The sequence below is a fragment of the Halobacillus campisalis genome (assembly GCF_030345335.1).
In the GTDB taxonomy this organism is placed as follows: domain Bacteria; phylum Bacillota; class Bacilli; order Bacillales; family Halobacillaceae; genus Halobacillus_A; species Halobacillus_A campisalis.
In genome coordinates this window covers 513,419-534,778 of record NZ_JAPVRC010000001.1, presented here as the reverse complement: position 1 = coordinate 534,778, position 21,360 = coordinate 513,419, and the positions used below count along the sequence as shown (strand labels likewise).

Sequence of the window (21,360 nt, the reverse complement as noted above, 5' to 3'; positions counted from 1 at the left end):
TCTAAGTTAACAGGTTCTGACTCGTATGGACGGAGAGATAGAAAAGTCCTCCGTTAGCAATTTTTATCGTAACTCGAGGCTTATAACGGATAGCCAGCTGATCAAGTTCCTTTTGATATTGCTCTTCCCCGATATCATCGGAATGGAAAAATTTCTGAAGCAGTTGTTTTTCATAATTGAACTGCTGAATGGACTGTTCCGCCCAATCTGTATCTAGAGTAGTCAAGTATGTTTCTACGTGCTGGATGATGCGGTTATAGGCACTTTCTAATTTGATCATAGGAGTCATTGGAAAGGTATAATCCGAAATTTTTTGAATGAGTTTAATATGTTCCAGCAGCTCCATCATGTTATGAGTAATAGCTCCATTTATTAAGTTCAGCCCAATTGATAAAATCTTGTCTTTTGATTGTTTGCCGCGGAATGTAATTTTCATATTAAGAATCAGCCAGGGGTGCATGGCAAGGTTGTGGGTCGGATGATTGATCGACTCGTATAACCTCGTAATGTACCCCTTTTCCAATGCTGTTTGGTAAATTTGCTGGAGCTTTGGTGTACCCGCGTGAAGATAAATTCCTTCTTCTTCCTCTCCGATGCTGATATCTTTAAAGGATAAGCTCATCGGGTCCCCTTCACGGTTCATTTTCTTCATATAATGCCAATAGAAAGGACGGTTCATCAAAGACTCATCCATTTGTCTCGTTAGTAGAACTTTCATGTGTTTAGCATTTTTTTCTTCTATTAAACATCCATTAATCGTAAAGAATTCTTTTGTGAAATCATAATATACATTTTGTTTCAACTCGACTCTTTCCTTTCTTTGACGTTATATTCAACATAGCTTACCAAGTTTTTCATTTTTATATCGATTTCACCTTGAGACTCAGATTCTTGCAGGATTTTTTGGACGTGCGTTTCAAAGTTCCCGCCAGGGATTTTTTCCAGAATGGCGTCCAGGTCTCCAACTGCATTTTGGAAGAGCTGGATTTTTTCGTATAGCAGTTTCATAATCTGATCTTCCATAGTATTTTCAATGGCAAAATTGAACACATTTACGTCTTTCGTTTGACCGAATCGATGGATTCTTCCAATTCGCTGTTCGAGTCTCATAGGATTCCATGGTAAATCATAATTGATGATGTTATTGCAAAATTGCAGATTGATGCCCTCTGCACCTGCTTCCGTAGCGATCATCACTTGAGCCTTTGTTTTAAAAAGCTGCTTCATCCAATCTCTTTTGCTCTTATTGAACTTTCCATTGAATGGAACAGACGAAATACCTTTTTGCTGCAAATACCATTGCAAATAAAACTGACTCGCTCGATATTCTGTAAAAACAATGAATTTCTCATCAGATTGTTGAATTAATTCTGCCATTTTCATCGCTTTCGTATGTTGAGGAAGCTCGCCTAAGCGATCGATAAGGTGTTTCAGAAGATCGGATGGCTGCTTTTTATGCATGTTCTGGAGAGACATATAACAGGCTTCTCTTGAAGAGCAAAGCTCTTTAGTCAAAGTGAGCCAAGTGAAAGATGGATAATCTTTCTTTATGGCGTCCAGCTCGTCATAGACTTCCTGTTCCTCCTTGTTGAATTTAAGCGTAATATTTTTTACATGCCGTTTTGATGAGTCTAGTCCTGTATCTTTTCTTAAATTTCGAATCATCAATTTACTTAATAGAGAGTGGATATGCTCCTGGGTATCTGCCGCTCCTAAATGAGTGTTTTTGTATTTTTTCTTGAATGTTGACAAGTCACCTAAATAGCCTGGTTTTAAAATGGAGACTAAATTGAATAAGTCGCTTAAATGGTTTTGGATGGGAGTGGCCGTAAGCAGCAGACAATATGTTTTTTTCAATTGCTGGACGAATTGATAATTTTTTGTCTGATGATTTTTCAACTTGTGAGCTTCATCAATAATGATGAGATCATAATCGATGGATAAAATTTCTTGTTTATGGTTTTCTCGTTTAGCCATGTCTATAGAAGTGACAGTAATATCCCAGTTCTTCCAATCTGCGTGTTTCTTTCGCGGAGAAGCAGCCTGGATATAAAATTTCTCACTAAGTTCCTGCGTCCACTGGTTGACTAAAGAAGCTGGGGTAAGGATAAGTATTTTTTTTGCCATGCCGCGAATCATATATTCTTTAAGAATTAGACCGGCTTCAAGCGTTTTCCCTAAGCCGACCTCATCGGCCAGTATAGCCCGACCACTCATTTCATGAACGACTTTTTCACAAGCATCTACTTGATGTTCTAAAAAATTGATGTGAGGAAGCTGGGTGAGTGACAAAAGCCCATCAAATTCTGGGGTTGTCTGTAAATTCAATCCCTTCCAGGCTAATTTGAATTCATCCCATGAACATAATGAATCAGACTCTTCTAATTGATTAGTGAGCTGAGTGAAAAATGCAGGATCAATCCGAGTATCGATCAATAGGATGACCTCCTTGGGAAATCATAAGAATTTTTATAATTTTAGAAAACTAACTGGACGATAAAGAACGCTATGGTATAATGAAGCTGAAATTTAAGAGAGTTTGTCGGAAGCTATACAGGTTAGTATGTCCAGTTCAATCTAACTAAATACTAATGCGAATGACTGCAGGGGGAGAGACTACTTTTGTAGCGCCGAAGGAGCAAGCAGGTTCCTGTGAATCTCTCAGGCAAAGAAGACCTCTGTAGGACGCAACTCTGGAGAGTGTTTACTCGAGCAGTAAACCACCCAAGAAGCAAGCGTTGGACGACGTGAAACTTTCTGGTGCACGGACAGAGACTCCTAACTTTACGGTGGAGTCTCTTTTTTTATGTAATTACAACGATTAAAGGAGAGAACATATGGCGGATTTAAAGCGAACACCACTTTATGAAGAGTATAAAAAGCTCGGTGCTAAAACAATTGATTTCGGGGGATGGGATTTACCCGTTCAATTTTCAAGTATCAAGGATGAGCATCATGCAACTCGTAATAATGCCGGACTATTCGATGTCTCTCATATGGGAGAAGCGCTAGTAGAAGGTCCTCAAAGTCTGGAATTTTTACAAAAAATGCTGACCAATGATGTGTCTAAACTAGAGCCAGGTAAAGCACAGTATACAATTATGTGCTATAGCGACGGGGGCACTGTGGATGATCTCATAGTCTATATGTTAGCAGAGAATAAGTACCTGCTTGTCATTAACGCAGCTAATCGCCAGAAGGATGTGGAGTGGTTACAGCAGCATATTGAAGAAGAGGTTACCGTTTCCGACGTCTCTGACGAATATGTTCAATTAGCCCTGCAGGGCCCAAAAGCAGAAGAGCAGCTCCAAAAGTTAACGGAGACCGATTTATCCACCCTGAAGTTTTTCCGATTTGCCCAAGGTGTCAAGTTTGATGGCGTAAACGGAGAAGCGATTGTTTCAAGGACAGGCTACACAGGGGAAGATGGTTTTGAAATTTATCTTCCGAGTGAATCTGGTCCTTCTCTATGGCAGGCGATTCTTGGACTGCAAGAGAACGATGGCGTTCAGCCTATAGGGCTTGGAGCACGGGATACGCTGCGTTTTGAAGCGAATTTAGCCCTTTATGGCCAGGAATTAAGCAAAGACATTTCACCGCTTGAGGCCGGTTTAGGCTTTGCGGTGAAGTTGAAAAAAGATGAGGATTTTATAGGGAAAGAGGCACTGACGCGCCAAAAAGAAGAAGGACTGACACGTAAACTTGTCGGTATAGAAATGATTGATAAAGGAATACCGCGTACAGGTTACCGTGTACTCCGAGAAGAAGAAGAGATCGGCTTCGTAACTACAGGCACACAGTCCCCGACGTTAGGAAAAAATATAGGGCTGGCTTTGATTCAAACGGACTATACAGAGCAAGGCACAGAAGTAGATGTTCAAGTACGTAAAAAAACGTTAAAAGCGAAAGTTGTACCGACACCATTTTATAAACGTTAATTGATCGGAGGAACGACAACAATGGAATTTCGATACTTACCTATGACCGAGCAGGATAAGAAGGATATGCTATCAACTATCGGTGTACAAACTACTGATGAGCTTTTTGCCGATATCCCTGAAAGCATAAGGTTCAAAGGAGACTTGAATATAAAGCCTCCAGCCAACGAGTACACGCTTACGAAAGAGCTGACAGACCTGTCGCAGCAAAACATAAATACTAAGTCTCATACTAGCTTCTTAGGCGCGGGTGTTTACGATCACTACATCCCATCGATAGTAAACCACGTCATCTCCCGGTCTGAATTTTATACAGCTTACACTCCGTACCAGCCTGAAATCTCACAAGGTGAACTACAAGCTATCTTTGAATTTCAAACGATGATTTGCGAGCTGACAGGAATGGACGTTTCGAATTCTTCCATGTACGACGGAGGAACTGCTCTTGCGGAGGCAGTTAATGTTTCAGCCGGCCATACGAAGAAGAAAAAAGTGCTCGTATCTAAAGCAATCCATCCAGAATCCATGGCGGTTATCCATTCATATGTAAAAGGGCCAGGCTTAGAAATTGTAGAGATAGATCATGTCAATGGGGTGACTGATCTTGAACAATTGGAAAGGGAATTGGATGAAAACACAGCGAGTGTTGTCATTCAATACCCTAACTTTTTTGGTCAGGTTGAACGTCTCGATCGTGTACGCGAAATTGTGGATCAAGAAAAGAAAGCGATGTTGATTGCATCGAGTAATCCGTTAGCGCTGGGATACATCACTCCTCCTGGCGAATTCGGGGCTGATATCGTCGTAGGAGATGCACAAGTTTTCGGAATTCCTGCTCAATTCGGAGGACCTCACTGCGGCTATTTTGCGACAACAAAAAAACTGATGCGTAAAGTTCCAGGACGATTAGTTGGTCAAACTAATGACGAACAAGGAAGAAGAGGGTTTGTTTTGACACTGCAAGCCAGAGAACAGCATATACGCAGGGATAAGGCAACATCCAATATTTGTTCTAACCAGGCTTTGAACGCGTTAGCTTCTTCAGTAGCTATGTCTTCTCTAGGTAAGCAAGGCCTTAAGAAAATGGCATGGATGAACCTGCAAAAGACTCATTATATGAAAAAACAGTTGGAAAATGCCGGATTTGAATTAGCTTTTCGCGGAGCTTTTTTCAATGAAATTGTTCTAAAATTGGACGAAGATGTCGAACTGGTGAATCAAGAGCTGCTTCGCCAGGGCTTTATCGGAGGATATGATCTTCACAGGGATTTTTCAGACTTAAAAGGTCATATGCTTGTAGCCGTTACAGAAATTCGAACAAAAAAAGAAATCGATCAGTTCGTAAAAGAAGTGGGGGATATTTGTGGCTAACCAGGACTTTCCATTAATTTTTGAACTTAGTCAAGAGAGCCGGACGGGTTACAGCCTTCCTGAATTCGATGTGCCAGAAACAAATATTGACGAGCAATTAGGAGACGCATTCGTAAGAAAAAGTGAACCTGATCTTCCTGAAGTTAGTGAATTACAGATCATGCGTCACTATACTGCTTTATCGACGAGGAACCATGGCGTAGACTCTGGTTTTTATCCTTTAGGTTCTTGTACGATGAAGTACAATCCGAAAATGAACGAGGATGTCGCTCGTCTTACGGGATTCAGCCATATTCATCCACTTCAACCTGAGGGAACGGTGCAAGGGGCACTTAGTCTTATGTTTGATTTACAGGAAACATTAGCAGAAATTACAGGGATGGATACTGTAACACTTCAACCCGCGGCAGGTGCCCATGGGGAGTGGACTGGGTTAATGATGATTCGTGCGTTCCACGAAGGCAACGGCGATTTTAATCGTACGAAAGTGATAGTTCCGGATTCTGCTCATGGAACGAACCCAGCTTCTGCTACAGTCGCAGGGTTTGAGGCAGTTACTGTGAAATCTGACGACCGAGGTCTCGTTGATTTAGAGGACTTGAAGCGTGTAGTAGACGAGCAGACAGCCGCCCTTATGCTTACGAATCCGAATACGCTCGGATTATTTGAAGAAAACATTGAAGAGATGGCTTCAATCATACACGAAGCTGGCGGTAAATTGTATTATGATGGAGCTAACCTGAACGCGATTCTAGGTTACGCAAGGCCAGGAGATATGGGATTTGATGTCGTTCACTTGAACCTTCATAAAACCTTCACAGGACCTCATGGAGGCGGAGGACCTGGTTCAGGCCCAGTTGGTGTTACTGCTGAGTTTGAACCATTTTTGCCTAAACCAATCTTAATTAAACGTAATGAAGAGTTTGTCTTCGACTATGATAGACCGAAATCTATCGGGCGTGTGAAACCTTATTACGGTAACTTCGGTATCAATGTACGTGCTTATACGTATATCCGGACAATGGGCGCCGAAGGATTGAAAAAAGTGAGTGAGTATGCCGTACTTAATGCTAACTATATGATGCGGAGATTACAGCAAGAATATGATCTTCCTTTCGAGCAGCATTGTAAGCATGAATTTGTTTTGTCTGGAAAGCGTCAAAAGAAATTAGGGGTTCGTACTCTGGATATAGCTAAGCGGCTGCTCGACTTTGGCTATCACCCGCCAACGATTTATTTTCCGATTAATGTAGAAGAGGCAATAATGGCAGAACCTACAGAAACGGAATCCAAAGAAACGCTGGATGCATTCGTTGATGCTATGCTGCAGATTTCTCAGGAAGCGAAGGATGATCCGGAGAAAGTCCAAGAAGCGCCTCATACGACGATTGTAAGTAGGATGGATGAAACGAAAGCAGCTAGAAAACCAGTACTCAGGTACCTTAAAGAAGAATAGTAAGCACGGATACGGAAAAACCAAAAGGTAGAAGTCCACCAGAGAAAAAAGGTGGACTTCTACCTTTTACTTTGATATTAGTTATTCAACGATATGGCAGGATAGTGAAAGACTCGGTTTCGAGGTAGTATGGGTTCGTTCCCGTATTGAGAGTCAGGGGTGGTTGGGAAGCTACTCGCTTTCCTGTGGGATCTCTGCTGTTCCGTCATCTTGATGAGTGGAAGGTGGTTTTAGGAATGGACTCGCTTTCCGTGGGAGTGCAGTGAGCTTCCTCAGGCTGCCGCCTTCCGGGATCTCACCAATCACTCTCTTCCCACAGGAGTCTCGCCCATTCCTAAAACCACCTAACTTATATGAAGGGACGGAACTAAGAAAGAGAACCAAATAACTCTCTGGTACCAACGTTACCTACCCACCCTTTCATTATGAAGTGACTGCCATGATCTCATCTCACCCGCGTATTCGAGTTTCGACGCTTAGCGGGTTAACGAGACTTACTTCACTTCTGTACGATAAGTCAACATAGACTCTCTCCGTTCTTCATGTTTCCTTTATCTCATCCAGTCCATACGTCGCTGAACGAAGCGCTTTCGCTTTTACAAAGGGAGTCTCGCAGCTTCCCAACATTCCCATTCGCTGAAGGGGAGAAACGCCCCTCTCATAAAAAAAGAGCTTCTTCACGATTCCTGTGAAATGAAAATATTGTGTTCTACCTCAATTTTTTCCAAGAGATCTTTGTTACGACCCTCAGTATTTAACATTAATGTTTGTATTTTCATACGAAGACGGTATCGTAAACAACTGGAGCATGCGTGGTAATCACCTCCAGCATTTAAATTTATTAATTAAGGAGAGAAGCTTCTTCTACTTGGGTAGGACACACTACATGGATGGAGGGGATATATCTCACTACCTTGCCATGTTCTGAGTAAAAAACTTCATAATTGATTTTTTCTTTGTTCTTAGGTATAGAAGTTCTGTCCTGAGAGTTTCCGTTCTACTAATGATCGAAAAAAGCTCCGGGAAATCGCGAGACTCCTGTGGGAAAAGAGTGCTTGGTGAGATCCCGGAAGGCGGCAGCCTGAGGAAGCTCACTGCGCTCCCACGGAAAGCGAGTGATTTCCCGGAGCTCTTCCTGCAGTTAAACATAACGGAAACAGCCCCAACATCTGGAAAATTAGTCTTCAACTTAAGGGAGTTTATATCATTAACAAGACTGAAATTCACAAGAACAAAAAAATATCGAGTATACACTAAAAGGTTGTATACTCGATCTCATAAGCTGTTAACTTTTTTAAGGATTCTAGTTATTTACAGGTTCAGCTTCTGTTATTTTTTCGTTTTAATTTTTCCGTTCCATTTTTTGAAGCCGCCCTGCAGCTGGTTAAGATTAGAGTACCCTTTCTTATTCAGCATCAAGGCCGCCCTTGTGGAGCGTGCTCCGCTTTGACAGTAAAGGTAAACAGGCTTGTCTTTGCGAATTTCTATGAGACGGTTTCTCATCTGAGAAAGCGGGATATTACGAGCTCCTAAAATGTGGCCGCCATCAAATTCTTTTGGTTCGCGTACATCAATAAGCTGAGCTTTTCTATATCCTTGTCGAAATTCATCCTCTGATAATGTAGTCAATATCTTTCTAGCTTTCAAAAATCGATAAACTCCGAAAGCTATCAAAAATACTAATGCACCGATTAAAATCCAAAGTTCCATATATCTTTCTACCCCCTCTTCCCCTATCTATTATATGAGGGAATCCATCCTATTTCAAAGTTTTTTTATCTTGGACTTTTGAGTAGAAAGAATTTATAATGGCTTTTTGGATTGGAAGAATCAATCTTACGACATTTCGCTCTTGTCGAATTTTGCAACTGATAAAAAAAGTGACTAATCGTTTATTTAACTCTATTTACTTTGATTACCTTCCGTTCACTTTCATTTTTGAACGATTTGTAAATTGACAAAGTTCTACATGGTTGTTCAAAAACACAATATATAGGTATTGTGTAATTTTTGAGCACAATATATTGATTAATTTTTCTTGAATGTGGTATGTTACTAATATATTAATTCTTTATAAAGTTTTAAGACATGCCCTAACAAGCATGAGGGAAGGGAGAGGTTTGCATGCAAATGACGCCCACAACGAAAGATGCAAATTCAAAAATTAACGTGGAGCGCTTGAATGCGGACATACGCCAATTTGAGCAAGTGCATGAAGTGACTGAGAATATGCATTTGACCCATAGCGGCGTATCAAGACTGGTAATGTTGGATCGTTACGCGTTTAAAGACACGGAAAAGCTGACCTTAGCAGAAGGGGACTTTGTCGTACTTACGGTCAAAGATGATCCTAAGTTTCCGGCACGTGGATTCGGGTTTATCCAATCCATCGACTGGAATACACACAAAGCTGTGGTCAAAGTGGAGCCGGAATTTGTAAACGTATTGGACAGCGAAGAAGAGCAGCAGACAGGTTTGATCACTAAAAGCCTTGACACGATAGATAAGCCTTTAGAAGTTTATTATGAACAGATCGCGTTAAGAAATGCTTCCGGGTTATCGGCAGTAGAAGCAGATGAACAAAAGAGACAGGAAAGTTTCGAAAGATTTTATGAAGAGCTTTCTAACCTGAACTTTATCCCGGCAGGCAGAGTATTGTATGGGGCTGGTTCTAATACAGATGTCACGTACTTTAATTGTTACGTTATGCCTTACATCCAGGATTCGCGCGAAGGAATCTCTGATCACCGTAAACAAGTAATGGAGATCATGTCCAGAGGCGGAGGCGTAGGGACGAATGGTTCAACGCTGAGACCGCGGAATACACTTGCTCGCGGGGTAAACGGTAAATCTTCAGGTTCTGTATCATGGCTTGATGACATTGCTAAACTGACTCACTTAGTAGAGCAAGGCGGTTCGAGACGTGGAGCACAAATGATCATGCTGGCTGATTGGCATCCGGATATCGTAGAATTTATCATTTCAAAAATGCAGAACCCTCGTATTCTGCGTTATTTAATTGAAAATACAGAAGATGAGGAAATCAAAAAGCTGGCAAAAGATAAGCTGAAATTCGCTCCGTTAACAGAAACGGAAAGAGATCTTTATCAGAGTGTTGTCAACTACAAGACCATGCCGGGTCAGGGCGGTTTTACAGAGAGCGGCATTCGGGAAGCGGAAGAAAAGCTTTATACAGGTGGAACATACACGGTCAACAATTCCGAATTTTTGACAGGGGCTAACATCTCTGTTTGTATCACAAAGGATTTTATGGAAGCTGTTGAAAACGATGAGGACTATCGTCTCCGATTCCCAGATGTAGAAAGCTATTCAAAAGAAGAAATGGAAATTTACAATGCAGAATGGCAGGCGAGCGGAGATGTTCGTGAATGGGAAGAGAAAGGTTTGGCTGTTCGAACATACCGTACAGTAAAAGCGAAGGAACTCTGGAATCTCATTAACATCTGTGCGACGTATTCGGCAGAGCCGGGTATTTTCTACATCGATAATGCGAATGAAAAAACTAACGCTAGTGCTTACGGACAAAAGGTCGTAGCTACCAACCCTTGTGGGGAACAGCCTTTAGCTCCATTCTCCGTTTGTAATTTAGCGGCTGTAAATCTAGCATCTGTGGCAGATAAAGATAATAAACAAGTTGATTTTGATCAATTGAGAAAAACAGTCGCCACTGGGGTTCGCATGCAAGACAATGTTATTGATGCTACACCGTATTTCCTTGAAGAAAATAAAAAGCAAGCGCTTGGTGAGCGCCGTGTTGGTTTAGGAGTAATGGGTCTGCACGACCTGTTGATTTACTGTGAGACAGAATACGGTTCACAAGAAGGAAATCAACTTGTTGATGAAATTTTCGAAGTCATTGCTACGACAGCTTACCGCGAGTCGATCGCCTTGGCTGAAGAAAAAGGAAGCTTTCCTTTCCTAATCGGGCAAACAGATGAAGAAACGAAACAATTACGTCAGAATTTCGTTAACACGGGCTATATGCAGGACATGCCTGATGATATAAAAGAAGGTGTTCTGAAATACGGCATTCGTAACTCTCACTTATTAACTGTAGCTCCAACGGGAAGCACAGGAACTATGGTCGGAGTAAGTACCGGGCTCGAGCCTTATTTTTCCTTCTCGTATTATAGAAGCGGCCGTTTAGGTAAATTTATCGAAGTAAAAGCGGATATTGTTAAAGAATATTTAGACAGGAATCCTGAGCAGGATCCAGACCAACTGCCTGAATGGTTCATCACTGCGATGACGATGTCTCCTGAAGCGCATGCAGATACTCAATGTGTGATCCAGCGCTGGGTGGACAGTTCAATTTCGAAGACGGTGAATGCCCCGAAAGGCTATTCTGTAGAGCAAGTAGAGAAGGTTTATCAGCGACTTTACCACGGTGGAGCAAAAGGCGGCACGGTGTATGTAGACGGCAGCCGTGACAGCCAGGTGCTTACGCTCAAAGCAGAAGAAAACGGTTTTGAAGGAGAACAAACCGAATTCGATTTTGAGGAAGAGAAGAAGCCGAGAGTTGTCCTTATGGATACTGTCCATGAGTTGGAAAAGACAAACGTTACCATCGGTTCTGAGGTAGGAGATACATGCCCTGTCTGTCGTAAGGGAACAGTAGAAGATATTGGTGGATGCAACACATGTACAAACTGTAATGCTCAGTTGAAGTGTGGATTATAAAACACTAGTAAAATAAGCTGTCCCTAAGATAATAGCAGCTGAAAAGTTACTCATAAAAAATCGCTCTATCTTGTTTTTTGTTAAGTTTAGTCGCTTACATTAAAACGAGTGGAGCGGTTTTTTTGTATAAGGTTATGGGAACTTGTGATTTGCTGTTCGTCTGAATGTAAGGATTGTTAAGACTCAAAGTTCAGACACTTCATAGTTCCACCATCGTGATAAGTAAAAGGAATTTCTAGGATGGGACTCGCTTTCCTGGACCTTCAAAAACTATCTTTAGTGTCGGAAACGCCAATATATCTTTGATTTGCGTCTTCAAACTTAGGGGATTGCCACACCCTTCCTTGTCATTGAGGTTGAACTAGTGTATCATTTTCTTGAATAGGCCTACAGAACATAAGCATTATTGGGGGTTTAACATGCCAACGCCAAGTATGGAAGATTATATTGAACAAATTTACATATTAATTGAGGATAAAGGGTATGCACGGGTTTCAGACATTGCGGAGAATCTGCAAGTTCACCCCTCTTCCGTAACAAAAATGGTCCAAAAATTAGACCGTGATCAATACTTGAATTATGAGAAGTACAGGGGACTTATATTAACTCCTAAAGGAAAGAAAGTAGGTAAGCGGCTTGTCTACCGCCATGAGTTACTAGAACAATTCCTTGCGATCATAGGCGTCGATCCGGATATAATATATGAAGATGTAGAAGGAATCGAGCATCATTTAAGCTGGGATTCCATAGATCGTATAGGCGACCTGGTGCAATATTTTGAAGAAGAGTCCAGCCGAGTTGATGACTTAAGAAGTGTGCAGCAAAAAAATGAAGAGCAGAATAATGAGACGGATTAAGAAGACGTAGAATTACGTCTTTTTTTTATGGCTTCCGTTCTATATAACACTCTCAACACTTATAAATAACATATGGGGGGGATGTGCGTGAACATAGACGGCGTTTTCTCTGGCGGGGGTGTTAAATCCTTAGCTTTTATTGGTGCTTTAGAAGTGCTTGAAAAGAATGACTATTCTTTTCAGCGAGTGGCAGGAACCTCGGCTGGTGCTATTGTTGCTTGCTTGAAAGCAGCGGGGTATACCTCTGAAGATTTAAGAGTAATACTTGAAGAGCTCACTTTGGAAAATTTGATTGATCAACCATTTGTGGATCAAATTTTCCCGTTTTCCAAATGGATATATTTATATTTTCGGATGGGTCTTTACAGAGGGAATAGGTTAGAAGATGTATTGGAGAAATGGCTTCAAAAAAAAGGCATAAAGACTTTTGCCCACTTGCCGGAGGGAGAGCTTAAGATTGTGTGCTCAGACTTGACATTAGGGAGGATGGTCGTAATACCCGATGATTTAAAAGAGGTCTATGGCATAGATCCGAATACATTTTCAGTGGCAAAAGCAGCAAGAATAAGTGCCACCCTGCCCTATTTTTTTATGCCGGTAAAGCTGCACGGCAAGAAAGGGAAGTCTATATTAGTCGATGGAGGTGTTCTAAGTAATTTCCCTATTTGGCTGTTTGAAAATGAGCATGGAAGGAGGAAGCGGCCAATCATTGGGATGCAGCTTAGCGATCCTCCTGACCACTTACCTGAAAAGAGAATCAAAAACGCAATAGAGATGTTTCAAGCCTTATTCAATACGATGAAGCAGGCTCATGATGCCAGATATATATCAGCTTCTAAAAGCCGTGATATTATTTTTATACCCGTAAAAGGAGTAGAAACGACAGATTTCCACTTGAGTACTAAGCATAAAGAGATGTTGATTGATTTAGGCCGTGAACAAGCGGAGAAATTTTTGAAAAGATGGTCAAAATAAAAAGATCGAGCCCGCGATAATTAAAAGGAGGCTCGATCTTTTTTAGTATTTTTACTACCTTCTATAACCCTGAGATTAGGTGTGTTTTTTCTTCTGCTTTTTTTCTTTTGTATGGACGCTGTTTTAAATGAAGGATTCGTTTTTACTTTAGATGCTTTAACAGGACTAGGAGCTTTGTATTTTTGTTTGGATTGTTTGACCGCTTGTTTATATTTTTTCATCTCATTTTTATTTCCTCCAGACCCCATGCGGTGACGGAGAAAAAAGAAATAGATAGCACCATATAGTAGAACGGCAAATCCGATCATCATGATAATTGATGATAGGAAACTGGTAGTGTCCGTCAGCAATTGAACAGCCACATAAAAAACAGCAAGTGCGATCAGAGTGTAAATGACAGGAGTAATCCATTTTCTGGTCATTGTGTTATCCCCCTTTTTAAGAATTCGGCATATTTCAGGTCTTTACTAATTGTATACCACTATTCTGTGCACTTTTATCATTTTCTAGCATATTTTATTAATTAGCTTATAAGGAGCGTGGTAATAGTTTAGATTCTTTCCGAAAATACTTAAAGTATTCATTCTTCTAGGGCTGCTTTAAAAAAAACGATTGACTGATCGCTTCGATTTGCTTCTATATTTTTCATACTTTTATTTTACAGTATATTTGCAAGTTTCACTACCATTAAGATGGTCGAAAGTGGATGAAATTTTAAAATGTTGGTAACTATAAGTTCGAGGTGATTATAATGTCGGATGAACAAAAAGAACAAAGCAAAAAAGAACCCCCGCATAGTGTGCTGGCTAAATCATTAACAGTCGGATTCGTTGCGGGAGTTTTGTGGAGTGGGATTGGAGCTTTATCTTACTATTTTCATTTTTCAGAAGTATCAGCTGCATCATTCGTTTTTCGCTCTTTTTGGGAGACAGAATGGACAAGTTCTTTATTGGGCGAGATATTAGCTGTGATAATTGTAGGTTTATTATCTGTTTTAACAGCGCTTATCTATTATACAGCTTTGAAAAGTATGAATGGTATATGGCCTGGACTGCTTTTCGGTCTGGTGATTTTTGTAGGAATTTATTTTGGCTTAAATCCTATATTTAAGGCTGTACCTCACTGGAGAGAATTATCAGGAGATTCCATCGTAACTAATTTATGCTTATTTATCTTGTATGGTGTATTCATTGGATATTCTATATCTTACGAGTTTCACGAATACAACCAGCAGACGAAGTGATGATATGCTCATAGTATGATAAAATAACGGAGAGTATTCATTCTGAAATAGTTGGGTGGCTGATGATTGTTGAAACGATTGCTTTTATTGAATGGCCCTAATTTGAATAGACTTGGTCAAAGAGAACCGAAAACCTATGGCCATCATACCTTGCAAGACGTGGAGAGTCTGGTGACGGAAGCTGCTTCAGCTTATCACTATAAATTGGAGTGCTTTCAATCAAATCACGAAGGGGAACTGATCGATCGCCTCCACGAGGCGGAGGGTACTGTGGCTGGAGTTATTTTCAACCCCGCAGCTTATACTCATACGAGCATTGCCTTGCGTGATGCGATTGCCAGCATATCTGTACCGGTAGTTGAAATTCATATTTCAAACGTTCATGCACGCGAAGAGTTCAGGCATCATTCCATGTTAGCGCCTGTGTGTATGGGCCAAATTGTAGGATTCGGAATCGAAGGCTATCGAATCGCTGCTCTAGGATTGATTAATAAACTGGAAAACGAAGGGAGAGAAGCTGATGGGTAAACTTGATAACTTACGCCAGGCTTTTGAGAAACAACAATTAGATGGATTATTGATAATGAGTGAAAAGAACCGCCGCTATTTAACGAATTTTACAGGTTCAGCCGGAGCCTTGCTTATTACTCATAATAAAGCTTTGTTTATTACGGATTTCAGGTATACTGAGCAAGCTGCTGAGCAAGCCGTCAATTTTGAGATTGTTGAACATAAAGTACCTTTACATGAGGAAGTGGCGACTCAGATCGATAACCTTGGCTTGAAGAAGGTAGGTTTTGAAAAAGATCATCTTACATATGGGCAATATGACATGTTTGCTAAGAAATTGGATGCTGAATTTGTTCCGACCTCAGGTTTGGTCGAAAAGTTACGCTTGATAAAGACCGAAGATGAGATTACTATATTAAAGGATGCCACTAAAATAGCTGATGATGCATTTGAGCATATTCTTTCCTATATAAAACCGGGTGTCAGAGAAATTGATATCTCAAATGAGCTGGAATTCTTCATGAGAAAACAAGGTGCCTCCTCGTCTAGCTTTGATATTATCGTAGCTTCAGGGTATCGTTCCGCACTTCCTCATGGAGTTGCTTCTGAAAAAGAAATTCAAACCGGAGAATTGGTGACATTAGACTTCGGTGCTCTATATAAAGGGTATTGTTCAGATATAACCCGTACAGTAGCTGTCGGCGAAATCAGTGATCAACTAAAGGAAATCTACGATACAGTGTATCACGCCCAGTTGAAGGGTATGGAAGGTTTAAAAGCTGGAATCACTGGGAAAGAAGCAGATGCGCTGACCCGTGATTATATTAAGGAAAAAGGCTATGGTGAATACTTTGGTCACTCGACTGGTCACGGTATTGGCCTCGATGTCCATGAAGGTCCCGGTCTATCGTTTAGATCAGACATAAAATTGGAACCTGGTATGGTTGTGACTGTAGAACCGGGCATCTATGTTCCGAAAGTCGGCGGCTGTCGAATTGAAGATGATACGATTATTACTGAGAACGGAAACGAGAAATTAAGTCATTCGACTAAGAAGCTTATTACACTATAATTAGGAGGGAATTCAATATGATATCTGTGAACGATTTTCGCACAGGGTTAACGATTGAAGTTGATGGTAATATTTGGCAAGTTATGGATTTTCAGCATGTGAAACCAGGAAAAGGAGCGGCATTTGTACGCTCAAAGCTTCGTAATTTGCGAAACGGAAACATCCAGGAAAAAACCTTCCGTGGAGGAGAAAAGGTTGAGAAGGCTCACATAGAGAATAGAAGAATGCAATATCTGTATGGTTCAGGTGATATGCACGCGTTCATGGATACAGAAAATTATGAGCAAGTGGAACTGCCTACTGCTCAAATCTCACATCAGCTCAATTATTTGAAAGAGAATATGGAAGTTCAAATCCAAACCTATCAAGGGGAAACCATTGGTGTGGAGCTTCCTAAAAACGTAGAGCTTAAAGTGGTAGAAACAGAACCGGGTATTAAAGGTGACACCGCTAGTGGCGGAACTAAACCAGCAACTCTTGAAACAGGGCTGATTGTACAAGTTCCATTCTTCATAAATGAAGACGAAGTTTTATTGATCAGTACAACGGACGGTAAATACGTATCCAGAGCATAAATAAAGGTTTAGAAGAGTAGTCCTGATAGGGCTGCTCTTTTTTTTATGGCGAAAACCATGAATAGTTTTGTTCTCATGATGATAGAAACAAGCGTTTATTCAGCATATCAATCTCTTTATTTCCACTTTCTATCATGTGTCATAACTTTTGAGAGAGGACATACATATAAGGTAAAGCATCTAAAGGAGAATGGTGCCATGAAGGAAATTATCCGGCTGTTTCCGAATCCATACCATCCCGCTATGCATAAAAAAATTAATTGGAATACCGTTCAAGAGATACGCCTTCGAGTTAACCGATGCTTGGAAGTGACGGATACTAATGGAGTGTCTTATGTAACGGATCAAGTCGCAGGGAGGCAAGACTTATCGTATGTACTCAACCAAGTAAGCCAGTTCTCCGTCTATAAGTTCAAGGAAGAAATGAAGGAAGGATTTATTACGATAGAGGGGGGGCACAGGATTGGACTGGCTGGAAAAACCAACATCCACGAACGAAGTGTAGAAGTTTTAAAAGATATAACGTTTATGAATATTAGAGTAGCTCGCTCATCTATTGATAGCGGAAGAAAGGTTCTGCCTTATCTATTAAATGAGGGAAAGTGGTTGAATACATTAATTATCGGTCCGCCTCATTCAGGTAAGACAACCGTACTGAGAAACCTTGCTAAATGGATTGGCTCTGGGACAGAGTTCAAACCAGCCTCCAAAGTGGCTCTCGTTGATGAGAGATCTGAAATCGCTGCCTGTAAAGACGGCGTCCCTCAGCTTGAAGTAGGGGAGCGGACAGATGTTATGGATGGATGCCCAAAAGCCGTCGGTATGATGATGATGATCCGCTCAATGTCCCCTGAAGTCATCATTGTTGATGAAATAGGGGGGACGGAAGATGCACTTGCTATAAAAGAAGCGATATACACCGGCGTCCAGGTGATTTGCAGCGTACATGGAAACAACCAAATATCTGTAGCTCGGCGCCAGGATGTTCAAGAACTGATAGAAAACCAGGCTTTCGATAGATTTATCATCCTTAATAGACTATCTGCATCGAGTAGCTGCATCGAAGTGTTAGATGAAAAGGGTAGTCAATTGATCAGGTTAAAGGGGGAGGGGGACCATGGAGTGGTTGGGAGCACTGATCGTACTAGTCGCCACCACGTGGGTAGGTTTTGACGCTGCGTCAAAGTTCAAAAAGCGTCCAGGGCAAATTAGACAGTGGAAAAGCGCACTTCAAATGATAGAGGCAGAAATGGTTTATAGTCAGTCTTCATTGTGGGATGTATGTGAAAAATTATCCAAAGTGCTCCCTTCACCAATCTGCTATTTTTTCTCAAGTTTGGTAAATGGAAAAAGTACATGTACAGACTTTAGTGAGTTATGGACTTCTGAATTAAGAAAGCAATGGTTTTGGAATGCTATGGCCAAAAGTGAATTGGATATATTGATCCAATTTGGAAATACACTAGGACAGCATGATCTGGATCAACAGCAAAAGCAGATTAAGTTAACTTTGCACCACCTTGATTTACAGCTCAATGAGGCGATTGAAGTTTCAGTCAAGCATCAGCGGCTGGCGCGCGGGATTGGGGTGCTTAGCGGTTTATTAGTGGTTTTACTACTTATATGACAAGGGGGAGGGGACGTTTTTGTTCCAAGACGCATCCATCCTGTTTCAAATTGCTGGGATAGGAATCATCGTAGCTATGTTCCACAGTATTCTAAAGCAAATGGGAAAAGAAGAAATTGCTCAAGTTGTTACTTTGACAGGGTTCATCATTGTGTTATTCATCGTGTTGCACAGACTTGCTGATTTATTCCAGCAAATCAAATCCGTATTTCTTTACCAGGGATAACCGGTATGGACATCATTCAAATCGTCTCTATAGGTTTAATTGCTACCATGCTCATCATCTTATTGAAAGAGCAAAAGTCTTCTATCGCATTTCTTTTGTTGTTATTTACAGTTTTGTTGATCTTCATTTCCATATTGGATCAAATTAAATATATTTTTTCTCTTCTTCAATATATGTCTGAACAAGCTCAAGTCGAATCGATTTATTTTAAAACCATTCTTAAAATCATAGGTATTGCTTACATCACAGAATTTGGCGCTCAGCTCATCCGTGATGCGGGGCTTGGAGCTTTAGCATCAAAGGTTGAATTAGCTGGTAAGTTATTCATATTGATGTTAGCGATACCTATCATAACGGCGTTAATTGAAACGATCTTGGATTTCATACCTGGAGCGGCAGGTTAAGGATTGAGGTATGCCATGAAATTAATGACGTCTATATGTTTTTTATGGATAGGACTCCTTCTCTTTCCGATGGCCATCTCAGCTGCAACTACAAATGAAGAAGTTGAATCGTTAAGAGAACATTTTTCAACAGAAGAATTAGAGAGGAACTACGAGCAATTACACGAACAATACGGAGAGTATATGCCTTCGATTTCTTTCAGTGATATGAGTGACTGGAGCGAAAAAGAAGTCGAACCTTCTGGCTGGATATCAGGAATTCTTCATTTCCTGTTTAATGAACTTCTTTCGAATGGAAAGCTGCTTGGCGCTCTATTATTTTTGACGTTGTTCAGTACGCTGCTTCAAGCAATGCAGTCATCTTTTGAGAATACCGTGATTTCCAACATTGCTTATATGGTCGTCTATCTTGTGCTTATTGGTTTGGCTTTAGAAAGCTTTGGACAAGTCATCGAATACACCCTTGGCGCTATAAACCAAATGAGCAGTTTCATGATCGGACTGCTTCCTTTATTACTCGGAATAATGGCATCCTTCAGCCATCTTCTTTCCATATCTTTTTTCCATCCAATTATAATTGCTTTAGTCCAATCCAGCGGCCTGTTGGTAAAACATTTATTAATTCCATTATTTGCTTCATCTGCGCTTCTGTTGATCGTCGGCACATTGAATGAGTCGTTCAAAGTAGACCAGCTGGCAGAATTATTACGAAAAACTGGAGTCGCAGTGATGGCGGTATATTTAACGTTGTTCTTAGGTGTAATTTCGGTACAAGGAACAGTCACCGCTGTCCAGGATGGTGTCACGATGAAAACAGCAAGATTTGTTACAGGAAACTTCGTCCCGGTCGTAGGAAGACTATTCACAGATGCCACCGATACAATTTTGGGAGCCTCCCTAATATTAAAAAATACGCTCGGTCTGGCAGGGGTTGTCATCCTGTTAGGGATCGCCTTATTTCCTGCTTTGAAAATTTTGGCCATAGCGATCATTTATAAATTAGCTGCGGCACTTCTGCAGCCATTAGGAGATGGCCCGATCGTTACAGCGATGGATATTGTCAGTCGTCATATGATGTATATATTTGCTGCCTTGCTAATGGTATCAATGATGTTCTTTTTAGTCATAGTCATTATGGTAGCTGCAAGTAATATTACTATGATGGTTCGATAAGGGTGATCATATGCAAGTATTTATCCAGTGGATAACAGAGATTGTATTATTTTTGTTGTTAGCTATGGTTGCAGATGCTCTGCTGCCTTCAGGAGCCATGAGGAAGTATGCAAGATTAGTGATGGCGATTCTTCTTCTGTTAGTTATTTTAGACCCGCTGCTCCAGTTTTTGAAGTTGGATCCGCAGCAAATCATTCAGTCTGTTGAAAGCAGGATGGACACTAGTATAAAGACGGAAGAAATGAGTGGGGAAATCGAGGACAAGAAAAATGAAATATTACGTGGACAAGACGCATATACATTACAGCAAGTGGAAGAAGCAGTCTTAGATCAGCTGCAGAAACCTTTGAAAGCCGATTATGAACTCAGCCTTAATCAAGTGGACTTCAAGTTTCTGGAAGAATCTTATTCAATGGAATCACTGGACAAGCTGATATTATATGTATCCTCAAACAACGAGGAGGGTGACATAGAAGAAGTAATCATTTCCACCTCAAGTGAGGATACAAATCAAAATTTGACAGTAAGAAATGAAGATCGTGACAGGGTATATGAGTATGTCGCGGACCAACTAGATCTAAATCGGCAGCAAATTGAAATTCACTGGGAGGAAGGCCATGAGTAAATGGTGGAGTAAACTCGTAAGCCCATTGACTTCAAAAGATGGAAACAGCGTGAACAAACGCAAATATTTTATCATTATCGGAATGATAGGAGTACTCTTCATTTTAATGAGTAATTGGTTTCAGACGCCTGATACAAGCAGCCCGCCTCCTGTGCAAAGCGATTCCGAAACGTTGAACCAGGAAGTGGAAGAGACCTCCCTTTCTGTTGAGCAGCTGGAATCAGAATTTGAGTCGCAGCTGAAGCCGCTTCTGGAGAATATCCAAGGAGTGAGTGAGGTGGAGTTAATGATCAATTTATCTGCGACGGAGGAAAAAGTGTATGACAAAAACTTGATTATTGGAAAGCAGACAACGAAGGAAACAGATAAGAATGGAGGGGAAAGGGAGATTGAGGACTATTCAAAGGAACAGCAGCTAGTATTAGTCCGACAGGGCGATCAAGAAGTGCCGCTGCTTACGAAAACAAATAAGCCAGAGGTGAGCGGGGTATTCGTAACAGCAAAAGGTGTAGAGCAGATGAAAGTTAAAGAATGGGTCGTTGATGCAGTGTCCAAGGTGCTTGATGTACCCAGTCATAGAGTATCAGTTTTACCTAAATCATAGGGA

General features: G+C 40.9%; 21 protein-coding genes and 2 riboswitches. Of the genes, 17 read left to right on the top strand and 4 right to left on the bottom strand.

Annotation, left to right across the window (positions count from 1 at the left end):
• Window position 1: 1 nt before the first annotated feature.
• Entirely contained in the window at window positions 2-802 is an 801-nt protein-coding gene (locus tag O2Q26_RS02645) for a YqhG family protein (protein ID WP_289214441.1), read from the bottom strand.
• Entirely contained in the window at window positions 799-2,436 is a 1,638-nt protein-coding gene (locus O2Q26_RS02640; protein WP_289214440.1) for a DEAD/DEAH box helicase, read from the bottom strand. The genes O2Q26_RS02645 and O2Q26_RS02640 overlap by 4 nt, the downstream gene beginning before the upstream one ends.
• 161 nt (window positions 2,437-2,597) lie before the next feature.
• A riboswitch (glycine riboswitch) is annotated at window positions 2,598-2,688 on the top strand.
• 3 nt (window positions 2,689-2,691) lie between these two features.
• A riboswitch (glycine riboswitch) is annotated at window positions 2,692-2,774 on the top strand.
• A gap of 63 nt (window positions 2,775-2,837) precedes the next feature.
• Here O2Q26_RS02640 and gcvT point away from each other — a divergent pair.
• From gcvT to gcvPB, 3 genes are read left to right on the top strand one after another with little or no spacing between them, the layout of a single operon-like run.
• Window positions 2,838-3,938, top strand: a complete 1,101-nt coding sequence (gene gcvT / locus O2Q26_RS02635; protein ID WP_289214439.1) for a glycine cleavage system aminomethyltransferase GcvT — start codon at window positions 2,838-2,840, stop codon at window positions 3,936-3,938.
• A 21-nt stretch (window positions 3,939-3,959) separates the two neighbouring features.
• Window positions 3,960-5,309, top strand: a complete 1,350-nt coding sequence (gcvPA, locus tag O2Q26_RS02630; RefSeq protein WP_289214438.1) for an aminomethyl-transferring glycine dehydrogenase subunit GcvPA — start codon at window positions 3,960-3,962, stop codon at window positions 5,307-5,309.
• Window positions 5,302-6,765, top strand: coding sequence for an aminomethyl-transferring glycine dehydrogenase subunit GcvPB (gene gcvPB, locus O2Q26_RS02625; RefSeq protein ID WP_289214437.1), 1,464 nt, complete (start codon window positions 5,302-5,304; stop codon window positions 6,763-6,765). Before gcvPA ends, gcvPB begins: the two co-directional genes overlap by 8 nt.
• Before the next feature lie 1,329 nt (window positions 6,766-8,094).
• Here the strand turns inward: gcvPB and O2Q26_RS02620 are convergent.
• A complete protein-coding gene (locus O2Q26_RS02620) occupies window positions 8,095-8,475 on the bottom strand; it encodes a rhodanese-like domain-containing protein (protein WP_289214436.1) in 381 nt (126 codons plus the stop codon).
• 420 nt (window positions 8,476-8,895) lie between these two features.
• On the opposite strand from O2Q26_RS02620, the gene O2Q26_RS02615 reads away from it, so the two are divergent.
• The 3 genes from O2Q26_RS02615 (at window position 8,896) to O2Q26_RS02605 (ending at window position 13,298) form a co-directional block, all read left to right on the top strand.
• Window positions 8,896-11,466, top strand: coding sequence for a vitamin B12-dependent ribonucleotide reductase (locus O2Q26_RS02615; protein ID WP_390216584.1), 2,571 nt, complete (start codon window positions 8,896-8,898; stop codon window positions 11,464-11,466).
• Between the two features lie 419 nt (window positions 11,467-11,885).
• Window positions 11,886-12,323, top strand: coding sequence for a transcriptional regulator MntR (mntR, locus tag O2Q26_RS02610; protein ID WP_253936966.1), 438 nt, complete (start codon window positions 11,886-11,888; stop codon window positions 12,321-12,323).
• 81 nt (window positions 12,324-12,404) lie between these two features.
• Window positions 12,405-13,298 carry a patatin-like phospholipase family protein gene (locus O2Q26_RS02605; protein WP_352232194.1) on the top strand — a complete coding sequence of 298 codons (894 nt, stop codon included), beginning with the start codon at window positions 12,405-12,407 and terminating at the stop codon, window positions 13,296-13,298.
• A gap of 20 nt (window positions 13,299-13,318) precedes the next feature.
• On the opposite strand, the gene O2Q26_RS02600 is transcribed toward O2Q26_RS02605, so the two are convergent.
• Window positions 13,319-13,720, bottom strand: coding sequence for an SA1362 family protein (locus O2Q26_RS02600; RefSeq protein ID WP_289214433.1), 402 nt, complete (start codon window positions 13,718-13,720; stop codon window positions 13,319-13,321).
• A gap of 329 nt (window positions 13,721-14,049) precedes the next feature.
• Between O2Q26_RS02600 and O2Q26_RS02595 the strand changes: the two genes are divergently transcribed.
• The 11 genes from O2Q26_RS02595 (at window position 14,050) to spoIIIAG (ending at window position 21,357) form a co-directional block, all read left to right on the top strand.
• Window positions 14,050-14,541, top strand: coding sequence for a YqhR family membrane protein (locus tag O2Q26_RS02595; protein ID WP_289214432.1), 492 nt, complete (start codon window positions 14,050-14,052; stop codon window positions 14,539-14,541).
• A gap of 69 nt (window positions 14,542-14,610) precedes the next feature.
• Window positions 14,611-15,069 carry a type II 3-dehydroquinate dehydratase gene (gene aroQ / locus O2Q26_RS02590; protein ID WP_289214735.1) on the top strand — a complete coding sequence of 153 codons (459 nt, stop codon included), beginning with the start codon at window positions 14,611-14,613 and terminating at the stop codon, window positions 15,067-15,069.
• Window positions 15,062-16,123, top strand: coding sequence for a M24 family metallopeptidase (locus O2Q26_RS02585; RefSeq protein ID WP_289214431.1), 1,062 nt, complete (start codon window positions 15,062-15,064; stop codon window positions 16,121-16,123). Before aroQ ends, O2Q26_RS02585 begins: the two co-directional genes overlap by 8 nt.
• Window positions 16,124-16,140: 17 nt before the next feature.
• Window positions 16,141-16,698 carry an elongation factor P gene (gene efp, locus O2Q26_RS02580; RefSeq protein ID WP_253936961.1) on the top strand — a complete coding sequence of 186 codons (558 nt, stop codon included), beginning with the start codon at window positions 16,141-16,143 and terminating at the stop codon, window positions 16,696-16,698.
• 198 nt (window positions 16,699-16,896) lie between these two features.
• Entirely contained in the window at window positions 16,897-17,871 is a 975-nt protein-coding gene (gene spoIIIAA, locus O2Q26_RS02575) for a stage III sporulation protein AA (RefSeq protein WP_289214430.1), read from the top strand.
• Window positions 17,816-18,325, top strand: a complete 510-nt coding sequence (gene spoIIIAB / locus O2Q26_RS02570; RefSeq protein ID WP_253936959.1) for a stage III sporulation protein SpoIIIAB — start codon at window positions 17,816-17,818, stop codon at window positions 18,323-18,325. The genes spoIIIAA and spoIIIAB overlap by 56 nt, the downstream gene beginning before the upstream one ends.
• Before the next feature lie 19 nt (window positions 18,326-18,344).
• On the top strand, window positions 18,345-18,551 hold the full coding sequence (gene spoIIIAC / locus O2Q26_RS02565) for a stage III sporulation protein AC (RefSeq protein ID WP_253922296.1): 207 nt from the start codon (window positions 18,345-18,347) through the stop codon (window positions 18,549-18,551).
• Window positions 18,552-18,556: 5 nt separating this feature from the next.
• Entirely contained in the window at window positions 18,557-18,955 is a 399-nt protein-coding gene (spoIIIAD, locus tag O2Q26_RS02560; protein ID WP_289214429.1) for a stage III sporulation protein AD, read from the top strand.
• A 15-nt stretch (window positions 18,956-18,970) separates the two neighbouring features.
• Window positions 18,971-20,128: a stage III sporulation protein AE gene (gene spoIIIAE / locus O2Q26_RS02555; protein ID WP_253936957.1), complete on the top strand. Its 1,158-nt coding sequence runs from the start codon at window positions 18,971-18,973 to the stop codon at window positions 20,126-20,128.
• 10 nt (window positions 20,129-20,138) lie between these two features.
• Window positions 20,139-20,753, top strand: coding sequence for a stage III sporulation protein AF (gene spoIIIAF / locus O2Q26_RS02550; RefSeq protein WP_289214428.1), 615 nt, complete (start codon window positions 20,139-20,141; stop codon window positions 20,751-20,753).
• Window positions 20,746-21,357: a stage III sporulation protein AG gene (gene spoIIIAG / locus O2Q26_RS02545; RefSeq protein ID WP_289214427.1), complete on the top strand. Its 612-nt coding sequence runs from the start codon at window positions 20,746-20,748 to the stop codon at window positions 21,355-21,357. Before spoIIIAF ends, spoIIIAG begins: the two co-directional genes overlap by 8 nt.
• The last annotated feature ends 3 nt before the right edge of the window (window positions 21,358-21,360 follow it).

Bases quoted from the DNA above. Each gene is read 5' to 3' on its own strand.
- gcvT (WP_289214439.1), top strand. From the start codon at position 2,838: ATGGCGGATTTAAAGCGAACACCACTTTATGAAGAGTATAAAAAGCTC.
- gcvPA (WP_289214438.1), top strand. From the start codon at position 3,960: ATGGAATTTCGATACTTACCTATGACCGAGCAGGATAAGAAGGATATG.
- O2Q26_RS02620 (WP_289214436.1), bottom strand. From the start codon at position 8,475: ATGGAACTTTGGATTTTAATCGGTGCATTAGTATTTTTGATAGCTTTC.
- O2Q26_RS02615 (WP_390216584.1), top strand. From the start codon at position 8,896: ATGACGCCCACAACGAAAGATGCAAATTCAAAAATTAACGTGGAGCGC.
- mntR (WP_253936966.1), top strand. From the start codon at position 11,886: ATGCCAACGCCAAGTATGGAAGATTATATTGAACAAATTTACATATTA.
- O2Q26_RS02605 (WP_352232194.1), top strand. From the start codon at position 12,405: ATGTGCGTGAACATAGACGGCGTTTTCTCTGGCGGGGGTGTTAAATCC.
- O2Q26_RS02600 (WP_289214433.1), bottom strand. From the start codon at position 13,720: ATGACCAGAAAATGGATTACTCCTGTCATTTACACTCTGATCGCACTT.
- O2Q26_RS02595 (WP_289214432.1), top strand. From the start codon at position 14,050: ATGTCGGATGAACAAAAAGAACAAAGCAAAAAAGAACCCCCGCATAGT.
- O2Q26_RS02585 (WP_289214431.1), top strand. From the start codon at position 15,062: ATGGGTAAACTTGATAACTTACGCCAGGCTTTTGAGAAACAACAATTA.
- efp (WP_253936961.1), top strand. From the start codon at position 16,141: ATGATATCTGTGAACGATTTTCGCACAGGGTTAACGATTGAAGTTGAT.
- spoIIIAA (WP_289214430.1), top strand. From the start codon at position 16,897: ATGAAGGAAATTATCCGGCTGTTTCCGAATCCATACCATCCCGCTATG.
- spoIIIAB (WP_253936959.1), top strand. From the start codon at position 17,816: ATGGAGTGGTTGGGAGCACTGATCGTACTAGTCGCCACCACGTGGGTA.
- spoIIIAD (WP_289214429.1), top strand. From the start codon at position 18,557: ATGGACATCATTCAAATCGTCTCTATAGGTTTAATTGCTACCATGCTC.
- spoIIIAE (WP_253936957.1), top strand. From the start codon at position 18,971: ATGAAATTAATGACGTCTATATGTTTTTTATGGATAGGACTCCTTCTC.
- spoIIIAF (WP_289214428.1), top strand. From the start codon at position 20,139: ATGCAAGTATTTATCCAGTGGATAACAGAGATTGTATTATTTTTGTTG.
- spoIIIAG (WP_289214427.1), top strand. From the start codon at position 20,746: ATGAGTAAATGGTGGAGTAAACTCGTAAGCCCATTGACTTCAAAAGAT.